Origin of the sequence: Paraliobacillus sp. JSM ZJ581 (assembly GCF_044383835.1) — a bacterium.
GTDB lineage: Bacteria > Bacillota > Bacilli > Bacillales > Amphibacillaceae > Paraliobacillus.
Genome location: NZ_JBISEP010000001.1, coordinates 128,538 through 147,640 on the forward strand (window position 1 = coordinate 128,538; position 19,103 = coordinate 147,640).

Annotated in this window: 19 protein-coding genes; 5 read left to right on the forward strand and 14 right to left on the reverse strand. The window is 34.7% G+C overall.

What is annotated here, in order from left to right; all coding sequences use genetic code 11:
• Positions 1-16 precede the first annotated feature (16 nt).
• From parC to ACH6CY_RS00745, 3 genes are all read right to left on the reverse strand, one after another.
• Entirely contained in the window at positions 17-2,473 is a 2,457-nt protein-coding gene (gene parC, locus ACH6CY_RS00735) for a DNA topoisomerase IV subunit A (RefSeq protein ID WP_374065283.1), read from the reverse strand.
• A 15-nt stretch (positions 2,474-2,488) separates the two neighbouring features.
• Positions 2,489-4,441, reverse strand: coding sequence for a DNA topoisomerase IV subunit B (gene parE, locus ACH6CY_RS00740; protein WP_374065284.1), 1,953 nt, complete (start codon positions 4,439-4,441; stop codon positions 2,489-2,491).
• 156 nt (positions 4,442-4,597) lie between these two features.
• Positions 4,598-5,011 (reverse strand): CoA-binding protein, encoded by a 414-nt coding sequence (locus tag ACH6CY_RS00745; protein WP_374065285.1) that lies wholly within the window; start codon positions 5,009-5,011, stop codon positions 4,598-4,600.
• Between the two features lie 182 nt (positions 5,012-5,193).
• On the opposite strand from ACH6CY_RS00745, the gene plsY reads away from it, so the two are divergent.
• The 3 genes from plsY (at position 5,194) to yidD (ending at position 7,098) form a co-directional block, all read left to right on the forward strand.
• Entirely contained in the window at positions 5,194-5,781 is a 588-nt protein-coding gene (gene plsY, locus ACH6CY_RS00750; RefSeq protein WP_374065286.1) for a glycerol-3-phosphate 1-O-acyltransferase PlsY, read from the forward strand.
• A gap of 152 nt (positions 5,782-5,933) precedes the next feature.
• Positions 5,934-6,860, forward strand: coding sequence for a GTP cyclohydrolase FolE2 (gene folE2 / locus ACH6CY_RS00755; RefSeq protein WP_374065287.1), 927 nt, complete (start codon positions 5,934-5,936; stop codon positions 6,858-6,860).
• Positions 6,861-6,870: 10 nt separating this feature from the next.
• On the forward strand, positions 6,871-7,098 hold the full coding sequence (gene yidD, locus ACH6CY_RS00760) for a membrane protein insertion efficiency factor YidD (RefSeq protein ID WP_374065288.1): 228 nt from the start codon (positions 6,871-6,873) through the stop codon (positions 7,096-7,098).
• A gap of 102 nt (positions 7,099-7,200) precedes the next feature.
• Here yidD and ACH6CY_RS00765 read toward each other — a convergent pair whose 3' ends face one another.
• From ACH6CY_RS00765 to sspN, 5 genes are all read right to left on the reverse strand, one after another.
• The gene (locus ACH6CY_RS00765) at positions 7,201-7,500 is read right to left on the reverse strand and encodes a hypothetical protein (RefSeq protein WP_374065289.1); all 300 of its coding nucleotides are present in this window, start codon (positions 7,498-7,500) and stop codon (positions 7,201-7,203) included.
• A gap of 3 nt (positions 7,501-7,503) precedes the next feature.
• Positions 7,504-7,953: an acyl-CoA thioesterase gene (locus tag ACH6CY_RS00770; protein WP_374065290.1), complete on the reverse strand. Its 450-nt coding sequence runs from the start codon at positions 7,951-7,953 to the stop codon at positions 7,504-7,506.
• Entirely contained in the window at positions 7,926-10,211 is a 2,286-nt protein-coding gene (locus ACH6CY_RS00775) for an AAA family ATPase (protein ID WP_374065291.1), read from the reverse strand. Before ACH6CY_RS00775 ends, ACH6CY_RS00770 begins: the two co-directional genes overlap by 28 nt.
• A gap of 132 nt (positions 10,212-10,343) precedes the next feature.
• On the reverse strand, positions 10,344-10,568 hold the full coding sequence (gene tlp / locus ACH6CY_RS00780; RefSeq protein ID WP_374065292.1) for a small acid-soluble spore protein Tlp: 225 nt from the start codon (positions 10,566-10,568) through the stop codon (positions 10,344-10,346).
• A 12-nt stretch (positions 10,569-10,580) separates the two neighbouring features.
• Complete coding sequence (gene sspN, locus ACH6CY_RS00785; protein ID WP_374065293.1) at positions 10,581-10,724, reverse strand: small acid-soluble spore protein N; 144 nt, start codon at positions 10,722-10,724, stop codon at positions 10,581-10,583.
• Positions 10,725-10,851: 127 nt separating this feature from the next.
• Here sspN and ACH6CY_RS00790 point away from each other — a divergent pair, with 127 nt between their 5' ends.
• Positions 10,852-11,010: an FbpB family small basic protein gene (locus ACH6CY_RS00790; RefSeq protein WP_374065294.1), complete on the forward strand. Its 159-nt coding sequence runs from the start codon at positions 10,852-10,854 to the stop codon at positions 11,008-11,010.
• A gap of 45 nt (positions 11,011-11,055) precedes the next feature.
• Here ACH6CY_RS00790 and acnA read toward each other — a convergent pair whose 3' ends face one another.
• A complete protein-coding gene (gene acnA / locus ACH6CY_RS00795; protein WP_374065295.1) occupies positions 11,056-13,764 on the reverse strand; it encodes an aconitate hydratase AcnA in 2,709 nt (902 codons plus the stop codon).
• Between the two features lie 159 nt (positions 13,765-13,923).
• Here acnA and ACH6CY_RS00800 point away from each other — a divergent pair, with 159 nt between their 5' ends.
• Entirely contained in the window at positions 13,924-14,052 is a 129-nt protein-coding gene (locus tag ACH6CY_RS00800; RefSeq protein ID WP_374065296.1) for a small acid-soluble spore protein P, read from the forward strand.
• A gap of 54 nt (positions 14,053-14,106) precedes the next feature.
• Here ACH6CY_RS00800 and ACH6CY_RS00805 read toward each other — a convergent pair whose 3' ends face one another.
• The 5 genes from ACH6CY_RS00805 to tkt all read right to left on the reverse strand — a co-directional run bounded on the left by ACH6CY_RS00805 (position 14,107) and on the right by tkt (position 19,054).
• Complete coding sequence (locus tag ACH6CY_RS00805; protein ID WP_374065297.1) at positions 14,107-15,231, reverse strand: ATP-binding protein; 1,125 nt, start codon at positions 15,229-15,231, stop codon at positions 14,107-14,109.
• Between the two features lie 158 nt (positions 15,232-15,389).
• The gene (locus ACH6CY_RS00810; protein WP_374065298.1) at positions 15,390-15,884 is read right to left on the reverse strand and encodes a CcdC family protein; all 495 of its coding nucleotides are present in this window, start codon (positions 15,882-15,884) and stop codon (positions 15,390-15,392) included.
• Positions 15,885-15,985: 101 nt separating this feature from the next.
• The gene (locus ACH6CY_RS00815; protein WP_374065300.1) at positions 15,986-16,210 is read right to left on the reverse strand and encodes a YneF family protein; all 225 of its coding nucleotides are present in this window, start codon (positions 16,208-16,210) and stop codon (positions 15,986-15,988) included.
• A 70-nt stretch (positions 16,211-16,280) separates the two neighbouring features.
• Complete coding sequence (gene sirA / locus ACH6CY_RS00820; RefSeq protein WP_374065301.1) at positions 16,281-16,706, reverse strand: sporulation inhibitor of replication protein SirA; 426 nt, start codon at positions 16,704-16,706, stop codon at positions 16,281-16,283.
• Between the two features lie 341 nt (positions 16,707-17,047).
• Complete coding sequence (gene tkt / locus ACH6CY_RS00825; protein ID WP_374065302.1) at positions 17,048-19,054, reverse strand: transketolase; 2,007 nt, start codon at positions 19,052-19,054, stop codon at positions 17,048-17,050.
• Positions 19,055-19,103 lie beyond the last annotated feature (49 nt).

The following is a 19,103-nucleotide window of genomic DNA, read 5'->3' on the forward strand; positions in this document are numbered from 1 at the left end:
AATCGTTTCTTTTGAATTAATTTGTTTTATCTTCTTCAAAGACTTTTATATAACTTGCTTGCCTCCAACTATCGATTACGACACCTGTTTCATCCGTATCTAATATAAATGATCCGTTACTATAACGATCACTTACACTTAATTCCATTGGAAACAACGTTTGTTTGTACCCACTTTCCGTAGCTATGTGTACAGTATCTTCTTGGTTCACTAACAGTAGGTTAACTAATCGATGAGGTTTTTGCTTTAATTCACGCAACATAGCTTGGCCTCGTTTTGCCCGAGACATTTGCTCAAAATCATTTAATGTCATTCGTTTTGCTGCACCTCTTTGAGTTACCGCTACTAAATGAACGCCTTGGTTAGATGACTCCCATACCACACCATTGACAACCGATTCATTTTCTTTTAACTGTATTGCCTTCACACCAGCTGCTCGCTGACCGATTGGAGTAAGTTCTGATTCTTTGTACCACAAACCATACCCTCGATTGGAAGCAATAAAAATATTTGCCTGACCACTCGTTTGTTCGACGTTAATCAATTGATCTTCATCTTTTAAATTGATAGCGACTAAAGCTTTGGAATAACGTTGTGCTTCGTATAAAGCTAATTTACTTCGTTTAATTAACCCATTTTTCGTAATAAAGATCAAATAACTTTCATCACTGAAATTGCGAACCGGAATAGCCTTAATTATATATTCCCCTTTATCGATTGCGACAATATTTGATATATGTTGTCCAAGATCTTTCCAACGAATATCTGGTAGCGTATGGACTGGAGCAAAAATATATTTCCCTTTATTTGTAAAAAGAAGCACCGTATCTGTTGTATTCATTTCTAGTAACGCAACAAGATGATCATCCTCTTTAATTGCTAAGTCTTCCCCATTTGAAGCAGCATAAGAACGTAAACTAGTTCGCTTAATATAGCCATCTCTTGTTACAGAAAGTAATACATCTTCACTTGCTACCATCACTTCAAGGTTAATTTTTAACTCTTCAATCTTATTTTCTATTTTTGTTAAACGAGATGTTTGATATTTTTTCTTCATTTGTTTTAAATCTGATTTAATAACAGAAAATAATTTTTTTTCATCAGCAAGAATGGCTTCTAATTCTTCAATTTTAATTCGTAATGCTTCGGCTTCCTGTTGTAAAGAAGTAATATCCGTATTAGTTAAACGATATAATTGTAAATTGACAATCGCTTCGGCTTGAGCTTCTGAAAAGTGGTAAGCAGCCCTGATCCTTTTCTTCGCATCTTGCTTGTCCTTTGACGCACGGATCGTTGCAATTAATTCATCTAAAATAGATATGGCCTTCATTAAACCTTCAACAATATGAGCGCGATCTTTTGCTTTTTTTAAATCATATGTAGCTTGTCTAGTGACTACTTCTTTCTGATGAGAAATATAGGCATCAAGTAATTCGTTCAAACCTAGTAACTTCGGTGTTTTATCCTTAATCGCAACCATGTTAAAGTGGTATGTAACTTGCAAATCTGTATTTTTATAAAGATAATGTAGGATTCCTTCACTTTCAGCATCTTTCTTTAATTCGATGACAATGCGTAATCCGGTACGGTCTGTTTCATCCCTTACTTCTGCAATACCTTCTACTTTCTTATCGATACGTAATTCGTCCATTCGTTTCACTAAAGCTGCTTTATTTACTTCATATGGAATTTCATCTATGACGATCTGTTCTCTATTGCCTCGTAATTCTTGAATAACAGCTTTACCACGAACAACCACTTTTCCCTTTCCCGTTTCGTAAGCTTGTTGTAGACCTTCCACACCTTGAATGATTCCTCCAGTAGGAAAATCTGGCCCTTTAATGATTTTCATTAATTCTTTAATGGTAATAGCTGGGTGATCTATTTTTTTTATTGTTGCATCAATCACTTCGCCTAAATTATGAGGTGGTATGTCAGTTGCATACCCAGCCGATATTCCTGTAGAACCATTAACAATCAGGTTAGGAAATCGTGCAGGTAATACGACAGGTTCATCGATTGAATCATCAAAATTAGGAATATAATCTACTGTCTCTTTATCAATATCTCTTAATAATTCTCCTGATATACTAGATAAGCGCGCTTCCGTATAACGCATAGCTGCTGGTGGATCACCATCAATACTACCGTTGTTTCCGTGCATTTCTACAAGTACATTTCGAACTTTCCACGTTTGACTCAAACGAACCATTGCTTCGTATACAGAACTATCACCATGTGGGTGATAATTACCGATTACTGTACCAACTGTTTTAGCTGATTTTCTAAATGGTTTATCAAACGTGTTTTTTTCTTCATGCATGGCATATAAAATTCTTCGCTGCACAGGTTTTAAGCCGTCTCTAGCATCAGGCAATGCACGATCTTGTATAATATATTTACTATATCGACCAAATCGATCTCCAATAACTTCTTCTAAGGGTAAATCTAGAAACTTTTCTGTTGAAGCCAACTGTCTTTCCTCCTCTTACGTATGAATATTCTCATTATCCATAATATTTGCATCATCTTGTAAACCAAATTCCACATGAGACTCAATCCATTTTCGTCGTGGGGCTACTTTATCTCCCATTAATGTCGTTACACGTCGTTCTGCACGGGCAAGATCATCAATAGTGACTCGAATAAGTGTTCTTGTTTCAGGATTCATCGTCGTTTCCCATAGTTGATCTGCATTCATTTCGCCAAGTCCTTTGTATCGTTGCAGAATATAACCATTTTTTAATTTGTCAATAATGGTCTTCATTTCTTCTTCATTCCAGGCATAATGTATTACCTCTTTTTTACCTTTTCCTTTTGATACTTTATATAGCGGTGGTAATGCAATATATACTTTACCCGCTTCAATAAGCTCTCTCATATATCGAAAAAAGAAAGTAAGCAATAATACTTGAATATGTGCACCGTCCGTGTCAGCATCAGTCATAATGACAATCTTATTATATTGGACATCTTCTAAAGTGAAGTCTCCACCAACTCCTGCACCAATTGTATGAATGATTGTTGCAATCTCTTCATTTTTAAACACATCTGCTAATTTAGCTTTCTCTGTGTTAATTACTTTCCCACGTAACGGAAGCACGGCTTGAAACTTACGATCTCTACCTTGTTTAGCTGATCCTCCAGCCGAATCACCCTCCACAAGATATAGTTCATTTTTCTCTGCATTTCTTGACTGTGCTGGTGTTAATTTCCCGCTTAACAAAGCATCTTTTCGTCTTTTTTTCTTCCCATTTCTCGACTCTTCACGTGCTTTTCTTGCAGCCTCCCTTGCTTCTTTCGCACGGACTGCTTTTCTCAATAGCATGGTAGCTATTTCTGGATTTTCCTCCAAGAAATATGCGAGATTTTCTGACACAACAGCATCTACTGCAGAACGCGCCTCCGAAGTACCTAACTTTCCTTTGGTTTGTCCTTCAAATTGTAATTGTGCTTCTGAAATACGAACAGAAACAATGGCAGTAAAACCTTCTCTTACATCGTTTCCCTCTAAGTTCTTCTCTTTTTCTTTTAACAAGTTCGTTTTTCTAGCATATTCATTGAACACTCTTGTAATTGCTGAACGTGCACCTGATTCATGTGTCCCGCCATCCTTTGTACGTACATTATTTACAAAAGAGAGCATACTCTCTGCATAGCCATCATTAAATTGAAAAGCAAAATCAATTTCTAGGCTTTGTTGTTCACCCTCAAAAGACACAACCGGATGAAGTGTATCTTTTTCTTCATTCAAATAAGAAACAAATGATTTTAATCCTTCTGGATAGCAAAAGGACTCCGATTGTTCTATACGTTCATCTTCTAACACAATTTCCATACCTTTTAACAAAAATGCTGCTTCACGAAGTCTTTCAGCCAAAATTTCATATTGAAAGGTTGTTGTAGAAAAAATCGAAGGATCTGGTTTGAATTGAATCGTTGTGCCTGTTTTTTTTGTTTTCCCAATGATGTCTAAACCAGTTTTCGGTAATCCTCCTTGGTGAAAAGATTGCTGATAGATGCTCCCATCTCGATGTATAGTCACTATTAACCATTCTGATAACGCATTAACAACAGAGGCACCGACACCATGTAAACCACCAGAGGTTTTATACCCCCCTTGACCAAATTTACCTCCTGCATGAAGAATGGTCAAAATAACTTCGGGTGTTGGTCTTCCCGTACGATGCATACCAGTAGGCATTCCTCTGCCTTGATCCGTAACAGAAATACTATTATCTTTATGTACTTTTACATTAATCTTAGTTCCAAAGCCAGCAAGTGCCTCGTCAACCGCATTATCTACTATTTCAAACACAAGATGGTGTAACCCTCTTGCATCTGTACTTCCAATATACATACCAGGTCTTTTTCGAACTGCTTCGAGTCCTTCTAATATCTGAATAGAATCATCGGAATAAGCGCTTGTTTGATTATTCAACGTAAGTGCCCCTTTCTTCTAACACTAGTAACAAACACTATGTTACCATAAAATCGTTAAATATCTATATTTTAGAACGAATGTTTGATTAAATAATTCATGAAACGTAAATTTCATCAACAAAAAAATCTCTGAATTAACAGAGATTTTCAAACTTTATTTTGTTGTCGCATACGCTACCTTTATACAGTAATCCATAATAACCGTAAAGTTACGTTTTTTCAAGCATTGATATACTTCTTGATCAAAAATCCCTTGCTGTGCCCAAAAAACTTTAGCATCTGTTGTTATTGCATCTCGAGCAACATCTTTAAGAAATACGGACCGTCTAAACACATTTATAATATCAATCTGTTCTTGTACATCACCTAAAGAAGAATATGCCTTTTCCCCTAGCGCCTCATCAATTGTAGGATTAACTGGAATAATACGATACCCGTTTTCTTGCATTGCTTTTGCTACTTTATAGGATGTTTTTTCAGGCTTATCTGATAAACCTACAACTGCAATTGTTTGCGCATCTTGCAAAATATTTCTTATCTCTTCTCTATCTGGATGAATATAGTCCACTTTTCATTCCTCCAATTCATTCAACTTGCTCAATTAAAGTAATGTTTATGCTTTCGTAATATATTTCCTATTTTATCACTATTAAAACATCGTTTCTAGTTATTATAAGAATTAACTATACATTATCAGTGCATTTCGTGTTAAAATAACGATACTGTATTTTAGTAAAAGGAGTAGGCATTATGACATATGTTGTTTTATCAATTGTAGCTTATTTAATTGGCTCTATCCCATTTGGCTTAATCGTTGGAAAAGTTGGATACAATATCGACATTAGAGAACACGGAAGTGGTAATCTAGGTGGAACAAACACGTTTAGAGTGCTTGGGAAAAAAGCAGGAATGATTGTTACCCTTGCAGATATTTTAAAGGGAACATTCGCTACATTGTTACCTACACTTATTGGTGTCGGTGCAGAAGTAAGCCCATTAGTAATCGGTGTTTTCGCTGTAATCGGTCATATCTATCCTATTTTTGCGAAATTTAAAGGTGGTAAAGCAGTCGCGACTTCTGCAGGTATGTTGTTAGGAGCAAGTCCATTACTGTTCGGCATGATGCTAATAACCTTTTTCATTGTTTTATTTATTAGTAAATATGTTTCATTAGCTTCGATGGTTACTAGTGTTATTGCTATTATTACAACTGTTTTTTTACATGATCTAGGATTGCTACTAGTAACAGTTATATTAACAATATTCGTATTTTATCGACATCTTGCAAACATTAAGCGAATTATTAACAAAACCGAACCAAAAATAAAATGGATGTAGATAATAATATAAGAGATTTGCTCACGAAGAAGTTGGTGAGTAAATCTCTTTTACTATAATAGTTTATTAACCTAATAAGACATAAAAATTGAACAGGATTACTTTTTAAATTATACTTTTAAAAAGTAGTAAGCGAGAGGGGGGTTATTATGATGGGGTCAAACATAAACAAAAAAAGGGCACTACCCAATAAATATGAGAGACATAAATTATTTGGATCAGTCGAACCCGGTCCTAAAATAAAACCTACAGAAAAAGGGAAAATGGCTGATTTACAAAACACACAAAATGACTTTTTATTTGATTTGGATGCAGTAGGCATTGCAAATGTTAAATATCCAGTCAAAATAAAAAGTAATATATATCCTGCTACACAAACATCGATTGGAGCATTTTCTTTCTCTTCAACTGTTTCTAAAAATAGTAAAGGAACAAACATGAGCCGTTTTACAGAACAATTGCATGCTTATCTTATCGATGGTTCTATTGATGTGAGTCTAGAGAATTTAAAAACTTTTACTAAAGAGCTTGCAGAACGATTAAAACGAAATGACGCCTTTTTAGAAGTTTCGTTTGCTTGGTTCTTTGAACGAAAAAGCCCTTCTGTTGATTATAGCGGGTTTAATCATGCAGATGCGCATATCCGAATTAACTATAGCAAGCAATTTGGTTTTGATATTACTACAGGATTAACTGGAACAATTACAACACTATGTCCCTGCTCTAAAGAAATTAGCGAATACAGTGCACATAATCAACGCGGAAAAGTGACAATGGAAATTGAGCTAAGTGAAGCATTTGATGAGAAAGCGATTGATTGGAAAACAGTTTTGTTAGAAGCAGCAGAAAGCAATGCTAGCGCACGAATCTATCCTGTTTTAAAACGTCCAGATGAAAAAATTGTAACAGAACAAGCATATGAAAATCCCCGTTTTGTCGAAGATATGGTTCGATTAGTTGCAGCTGACTTATATGAACTTGAATTTGTGCGTGCTTTTCATGTCGCTTGTCGTAATGAAGAATCCATTCATTTACATGATGCTATTGCATCTATTACTTATGATAAAACAAACGAATAGAAGTGATTAAATGAAACATCTATTTATTGGATTAATCCGATTCTATCAAAGAGTTATTAGCCCTATTAAACCACCTACATGTAGATTTTATCCAACGTGCTCACAATATAGTTTAGATGCAGTGAAGCGATTTGGCGCTATAAAAGGTGGATACTTAATGGTTAAGCGCATTTTTAAGTGTCAGCCGTTCCATCCTGGAGGATACGATCCTGTTCCAGAAAAGAAGAAGAAAAAATGAGGTGAAGCAATCGCTTCACCTCATTTTTTTATATCGTACTTTTTAAAATTTATGATAACGATAAAATGCAGTACCATGAACACTTAAAGATAAGGCAACTAATCACAAATGAAATCGCTGTATTTGCGCATGTTGCCCTTCTTTAACAAGAATTTCCTTTTGTTTCGATCCAAACAAATCAAAATGTGGATACTTTTCATCTCGATGTATCCAGCTTGGTGATAACTGGTACGTTTCTCCCCACTTAGTTAATATCTCTAAATTATTACACCCTACTTTTGTCACCGTATTACAACCTGGAAACCGATCATCCAACCAGTAATGAGTTAAAAATGCAATCTTTCCATTGGTAACTTTGTTTTTCCATTCATTCAATTCAGATCGTTTTAATCCGAATGCCATTATTTATTCTCCCTCCAACGCTTGTAAATACGCTTGATGCCAATGTGGGAATTTTTTTCTTAATGAAGTTGGTTTAAAATTTTCTTTCTTCACAATAACATGTTTTGTTGTACCAGAAACAGCAATATTACCTTCTTCGTCAGTCACTTCATAACGATAAGTTGTACGAATACCATCATATGAATCTAGAAACGTATTTACATATGCTTTTTGTCCATAACGAATTGGCTGATTAAAGTAAACATGTGCATCAATGACTGGAGAAACAATGCCTTGCTCCTCCATTACAGCATATTCAAAACCAAGCGCTTCAATAAAAGCTGTTCTACCTATTTCAAACCAAACTAAATAATTAGCATGGTAGACGACACCCATTTGGTCTGTTTCTTGATAACGTACTTGTATTGGTGTTGTTGTTTTCAATCTTAGCCTCTTCCTTTCACTGCAAACCATGCTTTTTCAACATCTTCTTTCGTTAATAAAATAAAAGGCGCTTCATCATCTGCTTCTTGTTCCATTCGTAAAGATTGAAATTGAATTGCTTCATCAATTAAATTAACGACAAAGCGAGCGTTTCCGTTTATTTGATTATGTTTATACTGGTCCTTTAAATATGCTTCTGCTTGTTCTGCAAGTTGATATTGATATCTATTAACATGATATTGTGTTATCTCAATTAATTCTTCTACGTTATAATCCTGAAAATGAAAATATTTTTTAAATCGGGAAGCTAGCCCTGGGTTACTATCTATAAATTGCTCCATCTCTTTCTGATAGCCTGCTAATATCACAACTAAATTCTCATTATGCTTTGTCATCTCATCAACTAATGTATCAATTGCTTCTTTACCAAAGTCATTTTTCCCTCTGAAAAGTGAATAAGCCTCATCAATGAATAATACGCCACCAAGTGCTTCTCGAATTTTCTGTTTTGTCTTGATAGCTGTTTGACCTACATATCCAGCAACTAGATCACTTCTCGATGCAATAACAAAATGTCCGCGCTTTAATAATCCACACTCTTTTAGTAGATTGGAATAAATTTTTGCTACCGTCGTTTTACCTGTACCAGGATTACCAGAAAATACAGCGTGCAGTTGAATAGGTACAGATGGATAGCCATGTTGCTTGCGTTTTTGTTGCATTCTTACAAAAGAGGATAGCTTCTTTACTTCTTCTTTTATATTAGATAAACCAATTAATTCATCGAGCGATTCCATCGGATCAGTTGTATGTGTATTTTTCTTCATAAAATCTAAGTCTTGCTGATCGATCCGCATATGGTCTAACCAATTATTATTGTCACCGACAGTTTCTGCTGCACCTTTATTAAATATCCCTTTCAGAACAATATCACGGACAGTTCTAGCGTTTCCAAACGTATCATCTACTTTTGCTTGATCAATCAATGTTTCTAACCGTTTTAACGCCTCTTCGGTAAAGAAATAATCATTACTTAGTGCAGTATTCTCAGCAATATGCTTTAATTCTTCCATTTCAAAATCAGGGAGCATAATAAAGTTTTGTTCTGGAAATCTACTTCTGAGTCCTGAATTTGACCATAAAAATTGACGCATTTCTTCTGGATAACCAGCTAATATAACAGCAAATCTGTCTCCATATTCTTTACTAGTCATGGCAGAAACAAGTGTATCAATGACAGCCTGACCGTAATCATTTCCTTGCTGATCTTGCCTCTTTAGGCTATACGCTTCATCTATAAAAAGGATTCCACCTAAAGATTTTTTTATATAATTAATCGTGTTTTCTTCACTTTGCCCAAGATAAGATCCAACAAGGTGAGAACGATTGACTTCAGTAACCTCTTTTGATTCTAGTAATCCTAACTCATAATATAGCTCAGCTAGTAGTCTTGCTATTGATGTTTTACCTGTTCCTGGATTACCTGTAATGACCATATGTAATCCTTGTTCATCAACCATATGAAATCCTAATTTCTTTCTATCTTTTTGGTATTTAAGGTAGTGATAATATTTTTCAATATAACCTTTCACTTCATCTAAACCAATCATTTCATTCAATTTATCTAGTGCTGTTCTATGTTCGTTTGATTGTAATATAGAAGGAATCGATTGATATAGTTCATGTTTCAAACGAATTAATTCTCGAACATAATTGTTCAATTGTGTTACAGGTATGCCATTACGTTTATTTTGCAACAGTTTCGTTGCATTTTCTAAGTGACTTTTAAAATCAACTATGGTTTGTTGTATATTCTCATATAATTGGTTCAAATCTTTATTTTGTACAGAAATGTCATTGATCTCATTTTCTAAGGATTGCAGCATAGCATGCCATTCCTGAATCTTTTTTAATTTAGCTGGATCAAAGTCTGTCTCTCTTAACGACCATGATTGTAAATCTAACTGTTTTAACTGTAAATAAAATTGAAAATAGGATTTTATTTCTTTAACAGATTGATACGCCTCAATGGAGGAATCATGTGAACTGGCTTTGTCCAATAAAAAATCAATCAATTCATCTTCCTCTGTATGTCGTTTTAAACGATGAAATGCTAACATTGTATAAAGTGTAGCGATCGTTTTGTTTTCTAATTGTATGGTTTGCTCATTTTTTTCATTTAAAATACGTAATACATCCACCTCTGTTAAAGGTGGTAAATCATTTATCGATGTCCAGTTATGAATTGCTGCTTCATCTATTTCTTGTTTTTCTATGGATTGAGTCATATTAGCAACTCCCTTCGCTCTTTACATTCTATCATATCTCGTTCTTTTCTTTTATTATAACGATTTATTTCATTCAATTTACTACTTGTAAAGTAATTTATATCAGAAAAAAAGTGAAGGATTACCTTCACTCTAGTGAGAATTATCTTTATATTCATCTTGTATTTCAGCACGCATGCTTTCAATTGATGCTTCCCTACGCTTGTTTTTATCTTTAATTAGTTGCTTTTCTTCTTCATTTGCAAATTCCATTGTTTCATGTGAAGCTTCTATGTTAGAAATGGTGTTTTGAACCATTTCCTGTAACTTTTCAACATTATCTTCACGATTATCCGGATTCGGCTTATGTTCAGTCATATATGTCTCTCCTTATTTCCCTTTTTGATCAACCAGTTCAGGTGTATGCTCTTCTTTTAATCCCATTTGTTTAGCTTTATTCGCCTTTGCTTTCTTTGGTTGTGTTCCTAAAACATCAGGTCTGAATTGTTCACTATGCTTCTTTGGATTACTCAATTAAATTGCCTCCTTCTCCATTATAGTGTGATTCTTGATCTTTTTTTTATTCATTAAAAAGTAATTATAATTATCAGAAAAATGGAAAAGATAGTAATATAATTGATTGTGTGTTGGGGGTTATTACATGTTGAGAAAAAGAGCAATCCTGAACTTCGAATCACTAGTTGATTCAAATCGCGAGGAGATTTTAAATGATATGAAAAAATTAGCAGAAATAGAAGATCGAATAGATGAAAAAATGCATGCCACATTAAATTTAGAACAGTCATTTAAAATGAACTAAAAAATAGAGACAATTAGAAATAAATACTAATTGTCTCTAAGTTATTTATGCTTCTAACTTATTTCTTAAAACCATTTGAAGTATACCGCCATGGCGGTAGTAATCAATTTCCACTTCGCTGTCGAAGCGAGCAATTACATCGAAAGTGACTTTCTCTCCATCCTGTTTTATTGCAGTAACTTTAACAGGCTGATTAGGCTGAATGGATTCATCTATATCAACATGGAATGTTTCTTTTCCTGTTAAACCTAATGAATCTGCAGTATCATTGTCTTTAAATTGTAATGGAAGCACTCCCATCATTACAAGATTACTACGGTGAATACGCTCGTAACTTTCTGCGATAACTGTTTTTATGCCCAGAAGATTCGTTCCTTTAGCAGCCCAGTCACGTGAGCTTCCCATACCATAATCTTTACCGGAAATTACAAGCAATCCCGTATTATCTTGTTGATATTTCATTGCTGCATCATAAATAGGCATAACTTCATCCGTTGGCCAGTAGGTCGTATATCCACCCTCTGTACCAGGAGCTAATTTGTTTTTAATTCGAATATTTCCAAAAGTACCTCTCATCATTACTTCATGGTTTCCTCGACGTGAGCCATAAGAATTAAAATGGCGAGGGGTGACTCCTTTTTCTTGCAAATATTGTCCTGCTGGCATATTTTTTGCAATCGCACCCGCTGGTGAAATATGATCCGTTGTAACTGAATCGCCAAATAAACCGATAGCACGTAAATTATTTAATGCTGTCACTTCGGTTGCATCTTTTGATAAGCCTTCGAAAAATGGTGGATTTTGAATATATGTTGATTCCTCATTCCATGCATATAGTGGTTCGTCTGTAGTTTCAATCGCATTCCATTTTTCATTTGCATTAAATATATTTTCGTATTCTTTTTTGAAAATCTCAGGTGTAACTACTTTTTCTACTTCTAATCGGATTTCATCGATGGATGGCCATAAATCATCAAAATATACTGGCTGTCCGTTTGTGTCTTGTCCTAAAGGTTCATCCTTAATATCAATATCTACAGTTCCTGCTAAAGCATAAGCCACTACTAATGGTGGTGAAGCTAAATAGTTTGCTTTAACAAGCGGATGAATACGTCCTTCAAAGTTACGATTTCCAGATAGAACGGACGATACAGTTAAATCATTATCTGCAATAGCATGTTCAATTTCCGGGGATAATGGTCCGGAATTCCCAATACATGTTGTACAACCATAACCAACTAGATTAAATCCTAGCTTGTCTAAATAAGGCATTAGGCCTGCATCTTCTAAATAACGTGTAACTACTTTAGAACCTGGAGCAAGGGAAGTTTTAACATATGCTGGTACAGTTAACCCTTTTTCTACAGCTTTTTTAGCTAATAAACCAGCACCGAGCATAACATAAGGATTAGATGTATTCGTGCATGAAGTGATTGCTGCAATTGCAACTGATCCCGTATGCATCGTTGATTTTTTACCATTAGGATGTTCAATCAGTACTTCTTTTTTAAATTCGGACTTATCTAGGCCAAAACCTTGGTTTCCTGCTGGTGCAGTTATAGCGTTTTTAAAAGATTGTTTCATATTAGAAAGAGGAATTAAATCCTGTGGTCGTTTAGGCCCAGATAAATTCGGCTCTAATTCCGAGAGATTTATTTCTACAACGTCTGTAAACTCAGGATCAGGTTGTTCAGACGAATACCATAGATTATTTTCTTTACAATATTTTTGAACTAATGCAATATGTGCTTCATCTCTACCTGTTAATCTCAAGTAATTCAACGCTTCTTCATCTACTGGGAAGAAACCGCACGTAGCGCCATATTCTGGTGCCATATTAGAAATCGTTGCACGGTCAGCTAATGGCATGTCCTTTAAACCTGGACCAAAATATTCAACAAATTTCCCAACTACTTTCTTTTCTCTTAAAACTTGAGTGACTTTTAATGCTAAATCGGTTGCTGTCGTTCCATTTGGGAAGCTCCCTGTAAATTTAACGCCAATTACTTCTGGTGCAGGGAAATATGATGGTTGTCCAAGCATTCCCGCTTCTGCTTCGATTCCACCAACTCCCCAACCGAGAACACCAAGTCCATTAATCATTGTTGTATGTGAATCAGTGCCAACTAATGTATCAGGGAACGTTTCTAATTCGCCTTGCTCATTCTCAATTGCATGAACGACATTTGCAATATATTCTAAATTCACTTGATGGACAATACCAGTTGCTGGTGGAACAGCACGATAATTTTCAAACGCTTTTTGTGCCCAATTTAAAAATTCATAACGTTCTGCATTACGTTCGAACTCAAGCTCCATATTCGCTAGAAGCGCTTGTCTTGTTCCGTATTCATCCACCTGAACAGAGTGATCAATAACTAAATCGACTGGGACTTCTGGATTAATTTTATCAGGTGATCCTCCCATATCAACCATAGCTTTCCTTAGAGAAGCGAGATCTACAACAGCTGGAACACCTGTGAAATCTTGTAATATCACGCGAGATGGTTTAAATGGTACGTCTGTTTTATCTACCTTTCCCCATTGCGCCAATCCTTTTACATGTGATTCTTTTATGACACGCCCGTCAAATTGTCTAATTAATGATTCTAACAAAACACGAATTGAAAAAGGCAATCGGTCTATTTTTGCCACTCCTGCTTCTTCTAGTGCTTTTAACTGATAATAGTGATACGTTTTTTCATTTAAATGAAATTGTTTTTTAAAATTCAAATTTTTTAGATTATCTGTCATTTATTATCCCCCTTGTGATATTACTACGTATGTACTAATATATTTTAATGGAAATAGGCAAAGAAGTAAAATATTTCAGCGATTTCTAGATTACCAAGCCATTTTTGCATAAATTCATTTTATTTACACATACTTTTTATTGATGGAAGAAATTTTAAAATGAAAGGTGTAGTTAGAGTGGATAAACAGAAAAAAAATCAAAAGCCAAATCAACCTTTAAGTGGATCTAAGAAAGTTAAAAATAAAAATCATAGTCGTCAAAAACAACATAGTAAACATGATATGTAATGATAAAAATAGGGAAATATACACTAATAGTGCTTATTTCCCTATTTTTATCATTTAATCCTTATTCGGTAGCGGTAAACTAATCGAAAATATACTTCCCTTTCCGTTCATAGTTTTAATATCAATTGAACCATTGTGATTTTTAATAATTTTATTAGAGATCATCAGCCCAAGTCCTGTTCCTTCTTTTTTTGTTGTGAAAAAAGGTTCGTTAACTTTATGTATCAAATGTTCTGGTATTCCTGAACCTTGATCTATGAATTTAATATAGCACTTTTTCTCATTTGATAACACTTCAATTGTAATTGTTCCCTCTTCTGACATTGCTTCGATAGCATTTTTTATTAAATTTATAAATACCTGTTTGATTTGTGTACGATCACATAAAATGGAGATATTTTCAGTGATTTTAACATTTATAGTAATCTGCTTTCTTTTTGCCTGTGCTTTTAATAAAGTTACGATTTCATTAATCATTGGTGTTACAGATTCTATTTGTCGAATATCTGTCATAGGTTTAGATATAAATAGTAATTCTGCAGTAATCGCATCTATTTTTTCAATCTCATCAATCATAATTTTATAGTAGGCTCCTTTTCGTTCTACATCAGTTTGTAATAATTGAACAAAGCCTTTTAAAGACGTTAAAGGATTTCTAATTTCATGAGCTACACCAGCTGCAAGTTGACCAGCTACAGACATTTTTTCAGAACGAACTAGCATCTCTTCTGCTTCTTTTTTATCCGTGATATCTTTAGCTAATATCAAATATACCATTTCATTATTATTAGCAATATGAATTGAAGCAATAGATAAATCAAACCAAATAAAGTTACCCTCATAATTGCGAATATTGGCTACGAATTGTTGCACTTGGTTAGTCCCGCGATTAAAGTCACGAATAATTGTTTTTCTATGATCTGGAGAAAATAAATCGATCACTCGCTGGCCAATTAAATCAATAGTTGAAAAATTTAACACTTTCTTCACTGACGGTGAAACGTGCAATACCCTTCCAGATAATGTGCACAGTGTATAAAAATCAAATCCGTTTAATTCAATCCATTTGATTATGCTTTCTGGGAAATATGCTAGCGAGATTGAATCAGGAAGTTTTTTAATATGAAAGGTAGCGCGAGTTGTATCAAAATTTAAGACATCATTTTCAATTTCCGGCATCCCAATCACTCTCCTTATTATACAATCCGTTAAACCTTACCATTACTTGACAATTATAACATAGTCTTTATATATATATTAGCTAAATTTGAAATTTATTACCGAATGATTAACAAATTCCACAAATTTATATTTCATTTTATGAGAACGTCTACTAATCAAGAATGAATTTTATTCTTAGTAGAGCTTCGGCGCAATTTCTTAACAAGTTGCTTATATTGAAAATACATGGATAATCTCCAAGTTACAATCATACCAAATGCTAATAAAAAGAAAATTCCGCTTGTTTCACCAAGTGATATCTGAGCACTTACTAACCATTTCAAAAGCAATCTAACAAAGAGTAAACCAATTAATATAAATATAAAATATTTGGATGGCTTCAAATAAATATCCTGTTCTTTTACTTCCATATGAGTAGACTTTATTAAGAATATGGAGAATAGCATCCCAACTAGTAAGGCTAAAATAACTTCCATCGCTGGCACACGAAATTGTGGAATAAAAAACATGAATGCACCAGTGCTCATGAAAACTGGTGGTAATAATATTCGCTTCGCATTTGTTGGTCTTTTCGAAGCCCGTGCTCTTATTATTATCATTGTTGTAGCCATGAATAGGCCTATGGCAGTACTAGCTATAACCCAAAACATATGAACGATTCCTTTCTTACATTGCATGTTAAAATTTATAAATCCCTTGACACCAATAAGGTGCAAGGGATTTATAAATTGCAATGTTATCTATAATGATATTATTTCAATTCATTTTGATTATTCATTGCACGCATCATTTGATTGATTTTTTTCTGTGACGGCTTTTGCCCCATCTGCATCATCATTGTACGTAGCATTTGTTCATTAATCGGTGGGTTTTTTTTAAGATAATTCATCATGTATTTACGAGCAATGAAGAATCCTAATGCCACACCAGCAAGTAAAGCAACTATTGCAATTAAAACAATACCTAAGGTGCCCATGTCTTACTTCCTCCTTCAAATTCTCTCTCATACAGTATAGTAGACAATAAACAAGATTACAATAGTTGAATTAGGAAAGCAAGGGGTGTTTTTTCATTGTAGTTAACCAGCCATAATTACGTCCGCTTTTCTCAATAATAAAACAACAAGAATCAAATTGTTCAAGCCACTGAAAAAATTGAGTATACGCACGTTGTAATGAATCAAATTCAACTTCTACCCAACGTTTCTCGACTTGAGCTGAAGCAGAAGATTCGATCTTATTTTTTTTAAGATCATTCAGTAGTCGTGAGGATTGATGTGGCATTTCATTTTCAATAAAATGAAATAAATTATCTATTTCTATTAACCGAGTAATATAACGAAATTGTTTTTGTAAATCTCTTCGATAAGGTTGAGTGAGAAAAGAATGAAAAAATCGACATAATATATCTGATTTATAGAAATAACTTATACGTACTTCTTGTTCTAAAAAAAACAAATAATATTTTTGCATAGGCTCGTCCCCCACTTTTTTGACATAGTATACCTTATTTCTTTTGCATATACTGTCATATACTGAAGGGAAAAACAATTTATTTTGTCATGTTTAGTTGTAATAAACTAAAATAAGGGGCTGGGACAAAACAACATTTCTCAAGAGAAAAGTCGAACGTTTATTTTAATGTAGCAGAACAAACGCCGCTGTAGAAATGCACTCCCTTTCCGCAGGAGTGTCGTGTATTTCCATAGCTAAATGGTTGCTTCAAACAAAAAGACGAACCTTAATTCTTCTTTTTAGAATTAAAATTCGTCTTTTAATAATCATCTTTTACTTATGTCCCAACCTCTTACAGATTATTTTTTCATCATTTTCTCAAATCGATCAACAACATTTTCTACAGTAAATCCGTATTCTTCCATTATTCTATCACCATTAGCTGATGCTCCGAATGTATCAATAGCAAGGATATCTCCTTGATCACCAGTATAACGTTCCCAACCGAACGGAGATGCCATTTCAATTGCTAGACGTTTTTTGACTGCTGGCGGTAATACTGACTCTTGATACGCTTGATCTTGTACTTTAAAACGGTCCCAAGAAGGCATGCTTACTACACTTACATCGTAGCCCTTTTCTTTTAATTTAGCTTGAGCTTTTACAGCAAGCTGTACTTCCGAGCCAGTAGCAAGTAGTAATGCGTCTGGGGTTTCTTTTTGTGCTGGGCTAACGACATATGCCCCTTTTTTAACACCTTCATATGCATTTTCTTTTGTGCCTTCTAATGTAGGTAAGTTTTGTCTTGTTAAGACAAGCATAGTCGGTAATTTCTTTGATTCTAAAGCCAAACGCCAAGAAGCTTGTACTTCATTACCGTCTGCTGGACGAATAACGGATAAATTAGGCATTGCACGGAATGCTGCCAATTGTTCAACTGGTTCATGTGTTGGTCCATCTTCACCTACGGCAATCGAGTCATGTGTTAACACATAAGTAACAGGTAGTTCTTGAATCGCTGATAAACGCACAGCTGGGCGCAAATAATCACTGAATACAAAGAACGTTCCGCCAAATACTTTTAAACCACCATGAAGTGCCATACCATTTAAGGCAGCTGCCATAGCAAACTCACGTACACCAAACCAAATATTTCTTCCAGCATAATCTAGTTTAGAAAAATCTTTTTCATCATTAATTGTTGTTTTATTGGAACCTGCTAGATCTGCACTTCCACCGAAAAAGTATGGTACAGATTGCGCTACTCCATTTAATACTTTACCTGAAGATGCGCGAGTTGCAACGGTATCTTTCCCGGCTTCAAATACTGGCAAATCTTTTTCCCAATTGGTTGGTAACTCACCATTGATTGCTAAGTTTAATTCTTTCGCTAACTCAGGGTAAGCAGATTGATAGTGCTCAAACAATTTGTTCCATTCTTGTTCTGCTTTTTCACCTTTTCGGACAATTTTTTCGTTGAAATCTTGATAGACTTCTTCTGGCACATGGAAATCTTCATGATCCCATCCATAGTATTCTTTGGTTAATTTAATTTCATCTTTACCTAATGGTGCGCCATGCGATGCAGATGAAGCTGATTTGTTTGGAGAACCATATCCAATCACTGTTTTCACTTCAATTAATGTAGGCTGATCTGTATTGACTTTTGCTTGTTGGATCGCATCTCGAAGCGCTTCTACGTCATTTCCATCCTCAACACGAATGACTTGCCAACCATATGCTTTAAATCGATCTTCTACATTTTCTGAAAATGCTTGGTTCAATTCACCATCTAGCGAGATATCATTAGAATCATAAAGTGCAATTAGCTTCCCTAATCCTAAGTGGCCAGCCAAAGAAGCAGACTCATGAGAGATACCTTCCATTAAATCGCCATCACTTACTAAAGCAAATGTATAGTGGTCAACAACATTGTATTGATCTCTGTTATACTTTGCTGCTAAATGTGCTTCTGCCATTGCCATCCCTACAGACATTGCAATCCCTTGCCCAAGTGGACCAGTAGTAGCTTCCACACCATCCGTATGTGTTACTTCAGGATGACCAGGTGTCTTAGAGCCCCACTGTCTGAAATTTTTTAAATCATCAATGGTAACTTTATATCCTGATAAGTGAAGTAAAGAATATAATAACATTGAACCGTGTCCTGCTGATAAAACAAAGCGATCACGGTTGAACCAGCTTGAGTTTTTAGGATTATGATCCATGAAGTCAGTCCACAATGTATATGCCATTGGGGCAGCCCCCATTGGAAGTCCCGGATGTCCGGAATTTGCGTGCTCAATTGCATCTATTGCAAGGGTTCTTACTGTGTTAATTGAAAGCTGTTCGATTTGTTTCGCCATCTTTGTTACTCCTTTCAATATTTAAAAATTATGTACATATATTTATCCT

Excerpts from the sequence above, each read along its gene's own strand:
- sirA (WP_374065301.1), bottom strand. The coding sequence starts at position 16,706 with ATGCAAAAATATTATTTGTTTTTTTTAGAACAAGAAGTACGTATAAGT.
- ACH6CY_RS00790 (WP_374065294.1), top strand. The coding sequence starts at position 10,852 with ATGTTGAGAAAAAGAGCAATCCTGAACTTCGAATCACTAGTTGATTCA.
- ACH6CY_RS00775 (WP_374065291.1), bottom strand. The coding sequence starts at position 10,211 with ATGACTCAATCCATAGAAAAACAAGAAATAGATGAAGCAGCAATTCAT.
- ACH6CY_RS00770 (WP_374065290.1), bottom strand. The coding sequence starts at position 7,953 with ATGGTTTGCAGTGAAAGGAAGAGGCTAAGATTGAAAACAACAACACCA.
- tlp (WP_374065292.1), bottom strand. The coding sequence starts at position 10,568 with ATGACTGAACATAAGCCGAATCCGGATAATCGTGAAGATAATGTTGAA.
- folE2 (WP_374065287.1), top strand. The coding sequence starts at position 5,934 with ATGGGGTCAAACATAAACAAAAAAAGGGCACTACCCAATAAATATGAG.
- tkt (WP_374065302.1), bottom strand. The coding sequence starts at position 19,054 with ATGGCGAAACAAATCGAACAGCTTTCAATTAACACAGTAAGAACCCTT.
- ACH6CY_RS00805 (WP_374065297.1), bottom strand. The coding sequence starts at position 15,231 with ATGCCGGAAATTGAAAATGATGTCTTAAATTTTGATACAACTCGCGCT.
- acnA (WP_374065295.1), bottom strand. The coding sequence starts at position 13,764 with ATGACAGATAATCTAAAAAATTTGAATTTTAAAAAACAATTTCATTTA.
- ACH6CY_RS00815 (WP_374065300.1), bottom strand. The coding sequence starts at position 16,210 with ATGGGCACCTTAGGTATTGTTTTAATTGCAATAGTTGCTTTACTTGCT.
- plsY (WP_374065286.1), top strand. The coding sequence starts at position 5,194 with ATGACATATGTTGTTTTATCAATTGTAGCTTATTTAATTGGCTCTATC.
- ACH6CY_RS00765 (WP_374065289.1), bottom strand. The coding sequence starts at position 7,500 with ATGGCATTCGGATTAAAACGATCTGAATTGAATGAATGGAAAAACAAA.
- ACH6CY_RS00800 (WP_374065296.1), top strand. The coding sequence starts at position 13,924 with ATGAAAGGTGTAGTTAGAGTGGATAAACAGAAAAAAAATCAAAAGCCA.
- ACH6CY_RS00810 (WP_374065298.1), bottom strand. The coding sequence starts at position 15,884 with ATGTTTTGGGTTATAGCTAGTACTGCCATAGGCCTATTCATGGCTACA.
- yidD (WP_374065288.1), top strand. The coding sequence starts at position 6,871 with ATGAAACATCTATTTATTGGATTAATCCGATTCTATCAAAGAGTTATT.